Genomic DNA, 15,434 nt, shown 5'->3' with positions numbered 1-15,434 from the left:
AATCGCGTTCACCCTAACCCAACACGCTCGCCAGACAGTGCCAAACGACAGCACGTCATGCCTGCTCTTTGGACAGCATCGCTTTGGGGATGAGCAGGATCAGTACGCAGCTGACGAGCAGGCAGCCACCGAGGACATAGGTCCCGTTGTTCATGTCGCCGGTCAACGTCTCTGCGGTGGCGGTGATCATGGAACCGGTAAACCCCGAGAGGTTGCCGATTGCGTTGATCATGCCAATGCCCGCCGCTGCCGCCACTCCGGACAACACCGTGCCCGGCAATGTCCAGAAGATCGGCATCAGACTCAGCAAGCCCGAGGCGGATACGCTGAGAAAGAAAATCGACACGGGCAGGTTGTGGGCAAAGATGGCGCTGCAAATCAGCCCGATCCCGCCAATGAACGCGGGTATAGCCGCATGCAGGCGGCGTTCGCCGGTTTTGTTGGAGTGCCAGGCATTGAGCGTCATGGCCACAATGGCGGTGGCATACGGAATGGCCGTCAGTAAGCCGATGTGCAGGGTATTGGAAATACCCGTGGCCTTGATGATTGTCGGCATCCAGAACGCCAGGCCATAAAAGCCGGTATTGAACGTCAACAGGATCAGTACCAGCAGCCACACACGCCCATTGAGGATGACATCGCGCAGGCTGGATGCCTTTTTCGTGTTATCCCGGTCGAGGTTGTTTTTCAGCAGGCTCTTTTCTGCGGCGTTCAGCCATTTGGCTTTGTCGATGTTATCGACCAGCAACGTCACCACCACCACAGCCATGACCAGCGACGGGATGCCCTCGATGACCAGCATCCACTGCCAACCGGCCATGCCATTCACACCTTGCATCGCCCCCATCAACCAACCGGACAGAATTCCGCCCAGGGTCAGGCTGATCGGCATCGCCATCAGAAAGCCCGCCATTACGCGGCTCTGCCGATGCGTCGGAAACCAGTAGTTGAGGTAGAGAATCACGCCCGGAAAGAAACCGGCTTCGCATATCCCGAGCAGGAAGCGAAGCACGTAGAACATGGTTTCCGGTTCAATGTGGAAAAACTTCGCCAGCGGCACGGTAAACGCAACCGCCATGGAGACAATGCTCCAGGAAATCATGATGCGGGCAATCCAGAGGCGCGCACCAAAGCGGTGGAGGAACAGGTTGCTGGGGACTTCGAAGAGGAAATACCCCCAGAAGAAAATGCTCGCACCCAGGGCGTAGACGGTGTTGCTGAATTGCAGGTCGTTGAGCATATCAAGCTTGGCAAAGCCGATATTGACCCGGTCCAGGTACGCCGCCATGTAGCAGAACAGCAGGATGGGCAACGTCCGCAGGATGACTTTTCGGTAGGTACGATCCTCGAAGGTAAGCTCCGCCGAGCCTTCTCCCTGGAGAGGACGCTGAGATATCGATTCCATGTATTGACCTCAAGGCATGTTGTCATGCCGATTGTTTTTGTTTTGGCTTGCAACCTTGAGTTCCTCGGACCGACCTGGAGCAGTCCGTACGGAGAAAAGACATCTGCAAGCGGGCCTGTTACCGGTAACATTTTTAATTTAGCAATTAGTTTCGGCGCAAAGCAAGCACGCTCGGCTAAAAATCTTCAGGTGCTTTCGCGGTCCAGGATCTTGAATTCGACGACGTCACATTCCCGTGGACGGGGTGACCCGAGGCGCGCCGCTGCGGCACTGGCCACCAGCAATTGACCCGCGCGCCGGCCAATACCATAGGGGTCAACCGATACGGTGGTGATGGTCGGCGTGCAATAGCGTGACACTTCGAAATCACCGAACCCGGCAATGGCGATGTCTGCGGGCACGCGTCGACCTTGTCGATGGCACTCCATGATTGCCCCGAATGCCGACAGGTCACTCACGCACATCACCGCCTCGGTATCCGGCCATTTTTCCAGCAGACGCTTCACGGACTCACCGCCATGACTCATCGTGATCGGCGACTCACCGTACTCCATCACCCGTGGCTCACCCGCCCCCAGCGCGGTGACCGCCTGCAGGTAACCTTGCTGGCGTTGCTGCCCACGGTGGTCGAGAACCGACGCGCCACCGATGTAGCCAATTCGTCGATAGCCTTGCCGATACAGGTGCTCGTACAACGCGGCAGCGGCGGATACGTTACAGAAGCCAACCGATTGCTCGATAGGATCGGTTGGAATGTCCCATGTCTCGACGACCGGAACTTGCGCCTGGCGCAGCAGCTTGCGGGTTTCGTCCAGGTGCGCACTGCCGGTCAACATCACCCCCACGGGACGATGGCGCAGCAGCGTGCGCACCAGCAAGGCTTCCTGCTCCAGGTGATAATCCGTGTCCCCCAGCAACAGGCACAGGCCATGTTCGCTGACGGCATCGTTCAGGCCGCGCACGGTGTCGGCAAAGTTCGAACTGGCCAATGACGGCACCAGGGCAACGATAAACTCCGAGCGTCCGGTCGACAGGGTTCCGGCAGAAGCATCAGGCAGGTAGCCAAGACTTTCAATCGCCGCGTGGACAAGCTTCTGAGTACGCTCTGAAACATCGCGACCGGCCAAGACCCGGGAAACCGTCATCTTCGAAACGCCTGCCAGTTTGGCCACGTCGGCCATTCGCGGCGGCGTGGTGATCTTGCCTGAATCCTCGTGACTCATGAACGTCCTGATTTTCTGGAAAATGACTGGGCGGCTCCTGCAAACAGCGCCGCCAACACGGATGGTTGCTGATTATACATGCGCGTAAACAAGCATACCTCTGCTCCTGCCAGAGTCGCTCTGCGCTCAGACGGACATTGAGCAAGGGCCTTTACAAAACAAATGTTACCGGTAACATAAGATTATTCGAAATAGAGTTATTCGAACGCTGCCGGAGGCTCGGTCATCCCTGTTTTGTCGCCTCACCGGCCCCGTTCAACTTTCCGCTGATACCTTCTAACAAGAGATAAAAACCATGTCTGGAAACGCGCCTCTGCCCCTGCGAAGTCAACAATGGTTCGACGATCCCAGCCATGCGGACATGACCGCGCTCTACGTCGAGCGCTTCATGAACTACGGTATGACCCGCGAGGAATTGCAATCGGGCCGTCCCATCATTGGTATCGCCCAGACCGGTAGCGACCTTGCCCCGTGCAACCGTCATCACCTCGAACTCTCGCAACGCACCAAAGCCGGCATTCGCGATGCGGGGGGGATTCCGATGGAGTTTCCGGTGCACCCAATGGCCGAGCAGACCCGCCGACCGACCGCTGCACTGGATCGCAACCTGGCTTACCTGGGGCTGGTCGAGATTCTTCATGGCTTCCCGCTGGATGGCGTGGTGCTGACGACAGGCTGCGACAAGACCACTCCCGCCTGTCTCATGGCGGCAGCGACGGTGGATATCCCGGCGATCGTGCTGTCGGGCGGCCCGATGCTCGACGGGCACCACAAGGGCCAGTTGATTGGCTCCGGTACGGTGCTGTGGCATGCGCGCAACCTGCTGGCCAGCGGGGAGATCGACTACGAAGGTTTCATGGAAATGACCACGGCCGCCTCTCCTTCGATTGGTCACTGCAATACCATGGGCACCGCGCTGTCGATGAACGCACTGGCCGAGGCGCTGGGGATGTCCCTGCCCGGCTGCGCGAGCATTCCGGCAGCCTATCGCGAGCGTGGCCAGATGGCCTACGCCACCGGCAAACGCATCGTCGACATGGTTCGCCAGGATATTCGTCCTTCCCGGATCATGACCCGTGAAGCGTTTGAGAATGCCATTGCCGTGGCCTCGGCCCTGGGCGCCTCGACCAATTGCCCGCCTCATCTCATCGCGATCGCGCGGCACAGCGGAATCGATCTGAGCCTGGAAGACTGGCAGCGCATCGGTGAAGACGTGCCACTCCTGGTCAACTGCATGCCCGCTGGCAAATACCTGGGCGAAGGTTTCCACCGCGCTGGCGGTGTACCTGCCGTCATGCACGAACTGAAGAAAGCCGGGCGGTTGCATGAAGAGTGCGACACCGTCTCCGGCAAGACCATTGCCGAGATCGTCAGCAACGCAGCCGCCAGCGATACCGATGTCATCCATGCCTATGAAGACCCGTTGATTCAACGGGCCGGGTTCATCGTGTTGAACGGGAATTTCTTCGACAGCGCCATCATGAAAATGTCGGTGGTCGGCGAAGCCTTCCGCAAGACCTATTTGTCCGAACCCGGCGCGGAAAACAGCTTCGAAGCCAGAGCCATCGTTTTCGAGGGCCCTGAGGATTACCACGCGCGAATCAACGATCCCGCCCTGGACATCGACGAGCGATGCATTCTGGTCATTCGAGGTTGCGGCACCGTGGGTTATCCAGGCAGCGCCGAGGTGGTCAACATGGCACCTCCCGCAGCGCTGATCAAACGAGGAATTGATTCCCTGCCCTGCCTGGGTGACGGCCGTCAAAGCGGCACTTCGGCCAGTCCGTCGATTCTGAACATGTCCCCTGAAGCCGCCGTGGGCGGTGGGATAGGTTTGCTCAAGACCAATGACCGTCTTCGCGTCGACCTCAATGCCCGCCGGGTGGATCTGCTGATAGATGAGCGCGAAATGGCAGAACGCCAGGCGGCGTTCAAGCCCAGCATTCCGGCCTCGCAAACGCCGTGGCAGGAAATCTACCGACAGCAGGTTGGGCAACTCTCGACCGGTGGCTGCCTGGAGCCCGCGACCTTGCACATGCGGGTCATAGCGCGTAGCGGCAATCCACGTCATTCCCACTGATTCGTCCACGTTCGGAAGAAGGCTCAGCTCATGTCGCAAACATCCGCTCCAACCTCCTTGTCGCAATTGAATATCCCGGCACAAGACCTCGCTCAAGGCACCTGGATCAGCCGCGTGTGGATTCCTGGCACCCATGCAGGGCCTGCCGTCGTCCTGCTCAAGGACGGGCAGGTATATGACATCAGCGCCAGGGTGGCGACCGTGTCGGCACTGCTTGAACTCGATGATCCGGTGGCTTATCTGCGCAGCCTGCCACTGGAACACGCCCTGATCAGCTTCGATGCCCTGCTCGGTAACAGTGACGCCGGCCAGCGGGATGAATCACAGCCCTGGTTGCTGGCACCGATCGACCTGCAAGCGGTGAAGGCCGCCGGGGTGACCTTTGCCACCAGCATGCTGGAGCGCGTGGTCGAAGAACAGGCCAAGGGCGATCCCGCCAAGGCCGCGAGCATTCGCGCGACACTGGTGGAAAGCATCGGTACCGATCTCGGACAAATCGTGCCGGGGTCAGTACAAGCCGCCGCCCTCAAGGACGTGCTGATCAGCCAGGGCATGTGGTCGCAGTACCTCGAAGTGGGCATCGGTCCCGACGCCGAAGTGTTCACCAAGGCTCAGCCGCTCTCGGCCGTGGGCTACGGTTCGGATATCGGCATTCATCCGAAATCGGGCTGGAACAATCCCGAGCCCGAAGTGGTCTTGGCGGTTTCCAGTCGCGGCAAGGTCCAAGGCGCGACGCTGGGGAATGATGTCAACCTTCGCGACTTCGAAGGTCGCAGTGCCCTGCTGCTGTCCAAAGCCAAGGACAACAACGCATCGACCTCGCTGGGACCATTCATCCGACTGTTTGATGAAACCTTCGGCATCGAAGATGTCCGCTCGGCGGAAGTCGCTCTCAAGGTCGTGGGAGAGGACGGTTTCATCATGGAGGGCAGCAGTTCCATGAACCAGATCAGCCGCGACCCGCTGGATCTGGTCGCGCAAACGCTCAACGAAAACCATCAGTACCCGGACGGCTTTGTCCTGTTTCTCGGCACCCTGTTTGCCCCCAAGCAGGATCGTGATGTACCCGGCGGCGGCTTTACCCACAAGGAAGGTGACCGGGTTGCCATCAGCAGCCCCCGGTTCGGCACGCTGGTCAATAGGGTGACCACCAGCGATCGCGCTCCGGCATGGCAAATGGGTTATCGCGCCCTGCTGGAAAACCTGCACAGCCGTGGACTGATCTCAGCTGCCATCAAGCCTCGCTAGTCATGACGGGAATTTTCATGAACGCTCGCACCGGACACAACTTCATCAACGGCGCACGCAGCGCCAAGGGGCACTCTCGCCTGCACAGTTTCGACGCCCACACGGGCGAAGAACTGCCTGGTTTTTTCATCGAGGCTACACAGGAGGAAGTGGACGCGGCCGCTCGGGCCGCGGCCAGCGCTTACCAGCCTTACCGCACCCTTGCGGCGAGTCGACGCGCCGACTTTCTTGACGCCATTGCCGATGAACTCGACGCGTTGGGAGAAGCGTTCATCACCACGGTCTGCCGCGAAACAGCACTGCCCGTGGCGCGAATTCAAGGTGAACGCGCCCGTACCAGCGGCCAGATGAGATTGTTCGCCAAGGTGCTCAGACGCGGTGATTTCTTCGGCGCACGCATCGACCGCGCCCTGCCCGATCGCCAGCCTCTGCCTCGTCCCGACCTGCGTCAATACCATATCGGCATCGGCCCGGTCGCGGTCTTCGGCGCCAGTAATTTCCCGCTGGCCTTCTCCACTGCCGGCGGAGATACCGCTGCCGCGCTGGCGGCGGGTTGCCCGGTGGTGTTCAAGGCACACCCCGGCCACATGGCCACCGCTGAATGGGTTGCCCTGGCCATCCTCCGTGCTGCCGAACAGACGCACATGCCGGTCGGCGTCTTCAACATGATTTACGGAGGCACCGTCGGTGCCTGGCTGGTGCAGCATCCGGCCATCAAGGCGGTGGGCTTCACCGGCTCGCTCAAAGGTGGTCGGGCACTGTGTGATATGGCGGCGGCGCGACCCGAACCTATTCCGGTGTTCGCCGAAATGTCCAGCGTCAACCCGGTACTGCTGCTGCCAGAGGCGCTTAAAGCCCGCGGTAGCAAGGTGGCAGCCGAACTGGGTGCATCCGTCACCCAGGGTGCCGGGCAATTCTGCACCAAGCCGGGACTGGTGATCGCCCTCCGTTCCCCCGAGTTCGATGGGTTCCTGAAAGAACTCACGCAACTGATCAACGCCCAGCCGACACAGACAATGCTCAACGCCGGCGGGCTCTGCAATTACGCTGATGGTCTTGTCCACTTGCACGATCATCCGCATATCCACCACCGCGCGGGGCATCCTCAAGAGGGTGGCCAGGCTCATCCACAGCTGTTCGAAGCCGATGTCGAGCTACTGATCAACCATGACGAACTGCTTCAACACGAGGTCTTTGGACCCGTCGTTATCGTCGTCGCGGTGAACGACCGGCAGCAACTGGAACAGGCCCTGCAAGGTTTGCAGGGCCAACTGACCGCGACATTGATCGCCGACGCTGCGGATCTGGATGAATTTGCCGAACTGATTCCGCTGCTGGAGATGAAGGCCGGCCGCCTGTTGCTCAATGGCTACCCAACCGGTGTGGAAGTGTGCGACGCCATGGTTCATGGCGGCCCCTACCCGGCCACTTCGGATGCTCGCGGCTCGTCTGTGGGAACGCTTGCGATCAACCGTTTCCTGCGGCCGATCTGCTACCAGAACTATCCGGACAGCCTGCTTCCCGATGCATTGAAAGACGCCAACCCGCTGAATATCCTGCGCTGTGTGGATGGCACCAGTACCTACCAGGCCATAACCAGGCCATAGGTAACTGATCGGGCGGGGACGTTCAGCCGGGGCAGCGGGGCCGTCGTCACGCTCCCCGGCTGTCGAGCCCGCTTGTCACCGTTTCAGAGACGACGAACACCGAAGCGACTGATCCACACTGCCGCGAGAATCACCCCGCCGCCCAGGAACAGCCGTCCCAGGTCTTCGTGCTGATTCCAGATCAGCAGGTTGATCAGCAGCCCCACCGGGACGTGCAAGTTGTTCATCACCGCCAGGGTGCCACCGTTGACCAGGCACGCCCCCTTGTTCCACCAGTACAGGCCCAACGCGGTGCTGACCAGTCCGAGGAACACCAGTACGCCCCACTGCAACGGAGCTTCCGGCAGGTAGTTGGCCTTGCCGAACAGCAGGAAAGCCGGCAACGCCACCGCCAGTGCGCCCAGGTAGAAATAGCCGAAACGCCGGTAATGCGGCAGGTCGCTGGGGTGGCGCGCCACCAGGTGTTTGTAGAGCACCTGGCCGGCGGCATAGGTGAAGTTGGCCAGCTGCAGCAGCAAAAACCCCATGAAGAAGTCCGGGTTGATCCGGTCGTAGCGGATCACCGCCGCACCACCGATCGCGACCAGCGCCGCGACCAGGGCCCAGGAATTGAAGCGCCGGTTCAGGGCGTCTTCGATCAGGGTCACGTGCAACGGCGTAAGAATCGTGAACAGCAGCACTTCCGGCACCGTCAATACCCGGAAGCTCAGGTAAAGGCAGACGTAAGTCACGCCAAACTGCAAGGCGCCGATCAGTAGCATGCCGCGCATGAACGCCGGTTCCACCTGACGCCAGCGGGTCAGCGGGATAAAGACCAGCCCGGCCAGCAACACCCGCACCAGCACGGCAAAGTAGCTGTCGACGTGACCGGCCAGATACTCGCCAATCAGGCTGAAGGAAAACGCCTGGATCAGCGTAACGAAAAGCAGGTAACCCATAAGGCCTCGTAGATGTTGTGGCCAAACACTACTTCTGTAGGAGTGGTGTCAACCCAGGGGGAATCAGGAATTTTGCATAAAAAGAATGGCGGCGACCTTAACGGCTTTCTGCCGCACAAGGAATCCGGGACGAAAAAAAACCCGATCGGGCGCAAGGGCCGGATCGGGTTGCATGCACTCAGGAGCAACGAGTGCAAAGGGAGGTTCGATGCGCAAACAACATGAAGGGGCTGTTTGAGTAACTTGCAAACAGTTGATCACTTCGCGATTAGCTGAAGATTAAGACCTCAGGCAATCTGGGCCAGGCGGGCTTTGGCCTGGTTCAGACCCTTCTCATGGAAGTCACCGCCCATGTTCAGGCCTTCGGCATGGATGAAGTTCACGTCATGGATGCCGATGAAGGCCAGCACCTGGCGCAGGTAGGGTTCCTGGTGATCCTGGGTGCCACCGGCATACAGCCCGCCACGGGCGGTCAGGACGTAGGCTTGCTTGCCGGTCAGCAGACCCTGCGGGCCGGTGTCGGTGTACTTGAAGGTCACGCCGGCACGCAATACGTGGTCCAGCCAGGCCTTGAGCGTGCTGGGGATGGCGAAGTTGTACATCGGCGCGGCCAGTACCAGCACATCCGCAGCCAGCAACTCGTCGGTCAGTTCATTGGAACGTTCCAGGGACGCCTGTTCGATCTCGCTGCGCTGTTCTTGCGGCTTAATCCAGCCGCCCAGCAGGTTGATGTCCAGGTGGGGCACCGGGCTCTTCGCCAGGTCACGCACGGTGATTTCGTCAGCGGGGTGCGCGGCTTTCCACTGGCTGATGAATTGCTGGGTCAGTTGGCGGGAAATCGAATCCTGCTGGCGGGCGCTGCTTTCGATGATCAGTACGCGGGACATGGGAAGTGCTCCATCGGTAAAGGCGTTAAGTCGATGGAGCAGAGATTAAACAGGACTATATCGATTAAAAAGCGGAAAAATCTGCTACAACCTATCTACAAATTTGTTCATAGATAGCGCATGCTGACGTTAATGCACCTGTGGCTTCATTTCGCCGTGCAGCTCAGGTTCATCCGCAGCCGGATGATCTGGCGGTTGAACTTGGCCGTGACGTTCACGGTTTTCCCGGCGGACACTTCCACCTGGCGGGTCCGTGGCGCTTCGGGGCCGTTGATGAACACCACCTTGCACAGCGCGTCGGTCTTGCCGTAGTTGCTCAGTTGAATGGAGCCGATGTCCTGGTCGGTGTCATGGGCCGTGTAGTCGATGCTCAGACCGTTGAGCTGTTTCTCGACATCGATCGGATAGGCAAAGGCGCTGAGCGGCAACAGGGCGAGCAACACACAACAGAACTTTCTCATTCGGCGGTCTCCAATAGGGACCGTCAGCTTAGGACAAGAGGAACCCAACTTGAAAGCGCCCCGCGTGACCCTCGATCAATGGCGAACGCTGCAGGCCGTGGTCGATCACGGTGGCTTCGCCCAGGCGGCCGAAGCCCTGCATCGCTCGCAGTCATCCGTCAGCTATACCGTGGCCCGCATGCAGGATCAGCTCGGCGTGCCGCTGTTGCGCATCGACGGGCGCAAAGCGGTGCTCACCGAAGCCGGCGAGGTGCTGTTGCGGCGCTCGCGGCAACTGGTGAAGCAGGCCAGCCAGCTCGAAGACCTGGCCCACCACATGGAGCAGGGTTGGGAGGCCGAGGTGCGCCTGGTGGTCGACGCTGCCTACCCCAACGCCCGGCTGGTACGTGCCCTGACCGCGTTCATGCCGCAGAGCCGTGGTTGCCGGGTGCGGCTGCGCGAAGAGGTGCTGTCCGGGGTCGAGGAGGTGCTGCTAGAAGGCATTGCCGACCTGGCCATCAGCGGCTTCAATATCCCCGGCTACCTGGGTACCGAAATGAGTGCGGTGGAATTCGTCGCCGTCGCCCACCCGGAACATGCCCTGCATCGCCTGCAACGGCAATTGACCTTCCAGGACCTGGAAAGCCAACTGCAAGTGGTGATCCGCGACTCCGGCCGCCAGCAGCCACGGGATGTCGGCTGGCTCGGCGCCGAGCAGCGCTGGACCGTCGGCAGCCTGGCCACCGCCGCCAGCTTCGTCGGCAATGGCCTGGGCTTCGCCTGGCTGCCGCGCCACCTGATCGAACGGGAAATCCGCGAAGGCCTGCTCAAGCAACTCCCCTTGGACCAGGGCGGCAGCCGCCACCCGACGTTCTACCTGTACTCGAACAAGGACAAACCCCTGGGGCCGGCCACGCAGATCCTCGTCGAACTGCTGCGTACCTTCGATACCGCACCGCTGGATGCGCCGTTCGCCGCCCCGCTGCAAGCCTGACAGGACGTTGACCGATGGCCTATTTCAAACACGATGGTTGCCGGCTGCATTATGAAGAGCATGGCCAGGGCACCCCGCTATTACTGGTTCACGGTCTGGGCTCCAGTGGCCAGGACTGGGAACTGCAGGTGCCGGTACTGGCCGAGCACTATCGGCTGATCGTTGTCGACCTGCGTGGCCATGGCCGCTCCGACAAGCCGCGAGAGCGCTACAGCATCGCCGGCTTCACCGCCGATATCGTCGCGCTGATCGAACACCTGCAATTGGGCCCGACGCACCTGGTCGGCCTGTCGATGGGGGGCATGATCGGTTTCCAACTGGCGGTCGATCGGCCGCTACTGCTGCGCAGCCTGTGCGTGGTCAACAGCGCGCCCGAGGTCAAGGTGCGCAGCCCCGGCGATTACTGGCAGTGGGCCAAGCGTTGGAGCCTGGCACGTCTGCTGAGCCTGAAGAGCATCGGCAAGGCCCTGGGCGCCATGCTGTTTCCCAAACCGGAACAGGCCGACCTGCGCCGCAAGATGGCCGAACGCTGGGCCAGGAACGACAAACGCGCCTATCTCGCCAGCTTTGACGCCATCGTCGGCTGGGGGGTGCAGGAACGACTGTCGGTGATTGCCTGTCCAACCCTGATCGTCAGTGCCGACCACGACTACACGCCGGTCTCACTCAAGCAAAGCTATGTCAAACTTATTCCCGATGCGCGACTGGTGGTTATCGCCGACTCCCGTCACGCTACCCCATTGGACCAACCCACGGTCTTCAACCGGACCCTGCTCGATTTTCTGAGCGCAGTCGAAACCACCCCTCAGGATCACTGAACCATGCTGAAAAAAATTGCCCTGTTCACCGGCTCCGTCCTGTTCGCCGCCAACCTGATGGCCGCCACCGAGGCGGCCAAGGCCCCGCACGTGCTGCTGGAGACCACCAACGGCAGCATCGAAATCGAACTGGACCCGGTCAAGGCGCCGATCAGTACCAAGAACTTCCTGTCCTACGTCGACAGCGGCTTCTACAACAACACGATCTTCCACCGGGTGATTCCAGGCTTCATGGTTCAGGGCGGCGGTTTCACTGCGCAGATGAATCAGAAGCCGACCAAGGAACCGATCAGGAACGAAGCCAGCAACGGCCTGCACAACGTGCGTGGCACCCTGGCCATGGCCCGCACCTCGGACCCGAACTCGGCCACCAGCCAGTTCTTCATCAACGTCAAGGACAACGACTTCCTCGACCCGGGCCGCGATGCCGGCTACGCGGTGTTCGGCAAGGTGGTCAAGGGCATGGACGTGGTCGATATCATCGTCAACTCGCAGACCACCAGCAAAGGCGGGATGTCGGACGTGCCGGCGGACCCGGTGTTCATCAAGTCGGCCAAGCGCATCGACTAACGGCGGTCGCCGGCCGGGGCCTCATGCCCACGGCCGGCACTGCGTCACCTGCAAGGAGAGCCCGGCAGACGGGCATCAGACCCCATGCTCTATCGTCGCTTCGAACAACTGATCGATATCTTTCGCGAACCTCCCACAGCCGCACCGCCGAACCAGGTCCTGCCCTTCTACCTGTATTACCTGCGCCAGGTCTGGCCGAGTTTCGCCGCGCTGCTGGTCGTCGGGCTGTTCGCCGCGCTGATCGAAGTGGCGCAATTCAGCTATCTGAGCCGGATCATCGACCTGGCCCAGGTCACGCCCAATACCGAATTCTTTTCGCAGCATGGCCGTGAGCTGCTGTGGATGGCGGTGGTCGCCCTGATCATGCGGCCGGTCTTCTTCGCCCTGCACGACCTGCTGGTGCACCAGACCATCAGCCCCGGCATGACCAGCCTGATCCGCTGGCAGAACCACAGCTACGTGCTGCGCCAGAGCCTGAATTTCTTCCAGAACGACTTCGCCGGGCGCATCGCCCAGCGCATCATGCAAACCGGCAACTCGTTGCGCGACTCCGCCGTGCAGGCGGTCGATGCGCTGTGGCACGTGCTGATCTATGTGATCAGCGCCCTGGTGCTGTTCGTCGAAGCCGACTGGCGCCTGATGATTCCGTTGCTGCTGTGGCTGGCCTGCTACAGCGGCGCACTCTACTACTTCGTGCCACGGGTGAAGCAGCGTTCGGTGGAGTCTTCCGACGCGCGCTCCAAGCTGATGGGGCGGATCGTCGACGGCTATACCAACATCACTACCCTGAAGCTGTTTGCCCATACCCATTTCGAGCAGCAGTACGCCCGCGAGGCGCTGGTGGAGCAGACCGAAAAGACCCAGTTGGCCTCGCGTGTGGTCACCAGCATGGACGTCGCCATCACCACCATGAACGGCCTGCTGATCGTCAGCACCACCGGACTGGCGCTGTGGCTGTGGACGCAGTCGCTGGTCTCGGTGGGTGCGATTGCGCTGACCACCGGCCTGGTGATCCGCATCGTCAACATGTCCGGCTGGATCATGTGGGTGGTCAACGGCATCTTCGAAAACATCGGCATGGTCCAGGATGGCCTGCAGACCATCGCCCAGCCCATCAGCGTTACCGACCGCGAACAGGCACCACGCCTGGCGGTCAGCCGTGGCGAGGTGCGTTTCGAGCAGGTGGATTTCCACTATGGCAAGCGCAGCGGGGTGATTTCGGACCTCAACCTGACCATTCGCCCGGGCGAGAAGATCGGCCTGATCGGCCCCTCCGGCGCTGGCAAGTCGACCCTGGTCAATCTGCTGCTGCGCCTGTATGACGTGCAGGGCGGCCGGATCCTGGTGGATGATCAGAACATCGCCGACGTTGCCCAGGAAAGCCTGCGCGAAAGCATTGGCATGATTACCCAGGACACGTCGTTGCTGCACCGTTCGATTCGCGACAACCTGCTGTACGGCAAACCCGATGCGACCGATGCCCAACTTCAGGAAGCGGTCATCAAGGCCCGCGCCGACGAATTCATCCCGCTGCTGTCGGATGCCGAGGGACGTACCGGCTTCGATGCGCATGTCGGCGAACGCGGGGTGAAACTTTCCGGTGGTCAGCGACAGCGCATCGCGATTGCCCGGGTGCTGCTCAAGAATGCGCCGATCCTGATCATGGACGAAGCGACGTCGGCCCTGGATTCGGAAGTCGAAGCGGCGATCCAGGAAAGCCTGGAGAGCCTGATGCAAGGCAAGACGGTGATCGCCATTGCCCACCGCCTCTCGACCATTGCCCGTATGGATCGCCTGGTGGTACTGGAGCATGGCCGGATCGCCGAAACCGGCAGCCATGCCGAGCTGTTGGCGCGTGGCGGGCTGTATGCGCGGTTGTGGCAGCACCAGACCGGTGGCTTCGTCGGTATCGACTGAGTACCGGTATTTGCTGAAAGCGTGAGCCCAGGGGCCTGAGTGGTGAACAAGGCTCTTGTGGCGAGCGGGCTTGCTCGCCACAGGACACTACCCGCCCAGGAAACCTCAGGCCTGCCGGTAAGGCAGCGCCGCCCTCGCCTCTTCGGCATACTCCAGGATGCCGACCCGTTCCCGCTCCAGGAAATCCGCTACCGCTGCCTTGAGGCCAGGGTGGCGCAGGTAGTGCCAGGAATGGGTGATCACCGGCTCGAAGCCGCGAATCAGCTTGTGCTCGCCCTGGGCACCGGCATCGAAGCGTTGCAGGCCATAGGCGATGGCGTAGTCCATGCCCTGGTAGAAACAGGTTTCGAAGTGCAGGCGGTCGAACTCGGCCAGGCAGCCCCAATACCGACCATAAAAGCTGTCGCCCCCGATCAGGCTGAAAGCCATCGCCACCGGCCGCCCTCCCTGGTACGCCATGACCACCCGGATAGCCTGCGGCATACGTTCGGCCAGCAGGCTGAAGAACGTCCGCGTCAGGTACGGAGTCTGGCGGCGTACCGCGTAGGTGTTGGCATAGCAGGCGTAGACGAAGTCCCATTGCGCTTCGCTCAGTGCCCCGCCTTCAAGCCACTCGAACTCGAAGCCCTGGGCCGCCACCTGCTCGCGCTCCTTGCGCATCTGCTTGCGCTTGCGTGAACTCAAGGCCTCGAGGAAATCCTGGAAGTCACGGTAGTCGCGATTCTGCCAGTGATACTGGCAACCCAGGCGCTGCAGCCAACCCGGCTGTTCGGCCAAGGCGGCATCGGCCAGGTCGTCGGTGAAGTTGATGTGGGCGCTGGATAGCTCTTCGATTTCCAGATAGCCCGGCAGCGCCGCCAGCAACTCGAACCCGTCCTCGACGCTGGCAGCCAGCAGGCGCGGCCCACCGACCGGACTGAACGGCACGGCGGTCAGCAGCTTGGGGTAGTAGGCGATACCGGCGCGCTGACAGGCATCGGCCCAACCGTGATCGAACACATACTCACCATAGGAATGCCATTTGCGATAGCTGGGCAGCGCGGCGATCAATCGGCCTTGTTCGATGTGCAACAGGTGCTCGGGCTGCCAACCGGAACGCTCGCCGAGGCTGCCGCTGTCTTCCAGGGCGCTGAGGAAAGCGTGGCGCAGAAACGGCTGCCCCGGTGGCACCAGCGCATCCCAATCCGCGGGCGTGATCTCGGAAAGGTTTTGCAGGCGTTGTAGCGGCATCGATATCCCCAGGGCAGGTGCATTCGCCGGGGCAGTATCGCGCAGGGCGAGGAGATTAAAAACTATTTCATTGGACG

13 protein-coding genes are annotated in these 15,434 nt (G+C 61.1%); 7 read left to right on the top strand and 6 right to left on the bottom strand.

Annotation, left to right across the window (positions count from 1 at the left end):
- Window positions 1-55: 55 nt before the first annotated feature.
- Window positions 56-1,405, bottom strand: a complete 1,350-nt coding sequence (locus tag BLU37_RS15280; RefSeq protein ID WP_090206188.1) for an MFS transporter — start codon at window positions 1,403-1,405, stop codon at window positions 56-58.
- 185 nt (window positions 1,406-1,590) lie between these two features.
- Window positions 1,591-2,628 (bottom strand): LacI family DNA-binding transcriptional regulator, encoded by a 1,038-nt coding sequence (locus tag BLU37_RS15275; RefSeq protein WP_010450087.1) that lies wholly within the window; start codon window positions 2,626-2,628, stop codon window positions 1,591-1,593.
- A 295-nt stretch (window positions 2,629-2,923) separates the two neighbouring features.
- On the opposite strand from BLU37_RS15275, the gene BLU37_RS15270 reads away from it, so the two are divergent.
- The 3 genes from BLU37_RS15270 to BLU37_RS15260 are packed head-to-tail and all read left to right on the top strand — an operon-like array spanning window position 2,924 to window position 7,563.
- Entirely contained in the window at window positions 2,924-4,708 is a 1,785-nt protein-coding gene (locus BLU37_RS15270) for an IlvD/Edd family dehydratase (RefSeq protein WP_019361653.1), read from the top strand.
- 30 nt (window positions 4,709-4,738) lie between these two features.
- Window positions 4,739-5,956, top strand: a complete 1,218-nt coding sequence (locus tag BLU37_RS15265) for a fumarylacetoacetate hydrolase family protein (protein WP_090206185.1) — start codon at window positions 4,739-4,741, stop codon at window positions 5,954-5,956.
- Window positions 5,957-5,973: 17 nt separating this feature from the next.
- Window positions 5,974-7,563, top strand: coding sequence for an aldehyde dehydrogenase (NADP(+)) (locus BLU37_RS15260; protein ID WP_090206182.1), 1,590 nt, complete (start codon window positions 5,974-5,976; stop codon window positions 7,561-7,563).
- A gap of 83 nt (window positions 7,564-7,646) precedes the next feature.
- Here BLU37_RS15260 and BLU37_RS15255 read toward each other — a convergent pair whose 3' ends face one another.
- The 3 genes from BLU37_RS15255 to BLU37_RS15245 form a co-directional block, all read right to left on the bottom strand.
- Window positions 7,647-8,501 carry a carboxylate/amino acid/amine transporter gene (locus tag BLU37_RS15255; RefSeq protein ID WP_090206179.1) on the bottom strand — a complete coding sequence of 285 codons (855 nt, stop codon included), beginning with the start codon at window positions 8,499-8,501 and terminating at the stop codon, window positions 7,647-7,649.
- A gap of 287 nt (window positions 8,502-8,788) precedes the next feature.
- Window positions 8,789-9,388: an FMN-dependent NADH-azoreductase gene (locus tag BLU37_RS15250; protein WP_090206175.1), complete on the bottom strand. Its 600-nt coding sequence runs from the start codon at window positions 9,386-9,388 to the stop codon at window positions 8,789-8,791.
- 146 nt (window positions 9,389-9,534) lie between these two features.
- Complete coding sequence (locus BLU37_RS15245) at window positions 9,535-9,849, bottom strand: hypothetical protein (RefSeq protein WP_010450096.1); 315 nt, start codon at window positions 9,847-9,849, stop codon at window positions 9,535-9,537.
- A 49-nt stretch (window positions 9,850-9,898) separates the two neighbouring features.
- Here BLU37_RS15245 and BLU37_RS15240 point away from each other — a divergent pair, with 49 nt between their 5' ends.
- The 4 genes from BLU37_RS15240 to BLU37_RS15225 all read left to right on the top strand — a co-directional run bounded on the left by BLU37_RS15240 (window position 9,899) and on the right by BLU37_RS15225 (window position 14,127).
- Entirely contained in the window at window positions 9,899-10,822 is a 924-nt protein-coding gene (locus tag BLU37_RS15240; protein WP_029530326.1) for a LysR family transcriptional regulator, read from the top strand.
- A gap of 14 nt (window positions 10,823-10,836) precedes the next feature.
- Complete coding sequence (locus BLU37_RS15235; protein ID WP_090206171.1) at window positions 10,837-11,640, top strand: alpha/beta fold hydrolase; 804 nt, start codon at window positions 10,837-10,839, stop codon at window positions 11,638-11,640.
- A gap of 3 nt (window positions 11,641-11,643) precedes the next feature.
- Entirely contained in the window at window positions 11,644-12,210 is a 567-nt protein-coding gene (locus tag BLU37_RS15230) for a peptidylprolyl isomerase A (RefSeq protein WP_010450102.1), read from the top strand.
- 84 nt (window positions 12,211-12,294) lie between these two features.
- Entirely contained in the window at window positions 12,295-14,127 is a 1,833-nt protein-coding gene (locus tag BLU37_RS15225; RefSeq protein ID WP_090206168.1) for an ABC transporter ATP-binding protein, read from the top strand.
- A gap of 105 nt (window positions 14,128-14,232) precedes the next feature.
- Here the strand turns inward: BLU37_RS15225 and BLU37_RS15220 are convergent, their stop codons facing one another.
- On the bottom strand, window positions 14,233-15,357 hold the full coding sequence (locus BLU37_RS15220; protein ID WP_090206164.1) for a GNAT family N-acetyltransferase: 1,125 nt from the start codon (window positions 15,355-15,357) through the stop codon (window positions 14,233-14,235).
- Window positions 15,358-15,434 lie beyond the last annotated feature (77 nt).

The organism is Pseudomonas asplenii (genome assembly GCF_900105475.1).
Taxonomy (GTDB): Bacteria; Pseudomonadota; Gammaproteobacteria; order Pseudomonadales; family Pseudomonadaceae; genus Aquipseudomonas; species Aquipseudomonas asplenii.
Note: the sequence above shows the minus strand (reverse complement) of the source record. Positions and strands in the feature narration are given on the sequence as shown.

Coding starts and splice junctions, on each gene's coding strand:
- BLU37_RS15250 (WP_090206175.1), bottom strand. CDS start 9,388: ATGTCCCGCGTACTGATCATCGAAAGCAGCGCCCGCCAGCAGGATTCG.
- BLU37_RS15275 (WP_010450087.1), bottom strand. CDS start 2,628: ATGAGTCACGAGGATTCAGGCAAGATCACCACGCCGCCGCGAATGGCC.
- BLU37_RS15255 (WP_090206179.1), bottom strand. CDS start 8,501: ATGGGTTACCTGCTTTTCGTTACGCTGATCCAGGCGTTTTCCTTCAGC.
- BLU37_RS15235 (WP_090206171.1), top strand. CDS start 10,837: ATGGCCTATTTCAAACACGATGGTTGCCGGCTGCATTATGAAGAGCAT.
- BLU37_RS15220 (WP_090206164.1), bottom strand. CDS start 15,357: ATGCCGCTACAACGCCTGCAAAACCTTTCCGAGATCACGCCCGCGGAT.
- BLU37_RS15270 (WP_019361653.1), top strand. CDS start 2,924: ATGTCTGGAAACGCGCCTCTGCCCCTGCGAAGTCAACAATGGTTCGAC.
- BLU37_RS15245 (WP_010450096.1), bottom strand. CDS start 9,849: ATGAGAAAGTTCTGTTGTGTGTTGCTCGCCCTGTTGCCGCTCAGCGCC.
- BLU37_RS15265 (WP_090206185.1), top strand. CDS start 4,739: ATGTCGCAAACATCCGCTCCAACCTCCTTGTCGCAATTGAATATCCCG.
- BLU37_RS15280 (WP_090206188.1), bottom strand. CDS start 1,405: ATGGAATCGATATCTCAGCGTCCTCTCCAGGGAGAAGGCTCGGCGGAG.
- BLU37_RS15260 (WP_090206182.1), top strand. CDS start 5,974: ATGAACGCTCGCACCGGACACAACTTCATCAACGGCGCACGCAGCGCC.
- BLU37_RS15225 (WP_090206168.1), top strand. CDS start 12,295: ATGCTCTATCGTCGCTTCGAACAACTGATCGATATCTTTCGCGAACCT.
- BLU37_RS15230 (WP_010450102.1), top strand. CDS start 11,644: ATGCTGAAAAAAATTGCCCTGTTCACCGGCTCCGTCCTGTTCGCCGCC.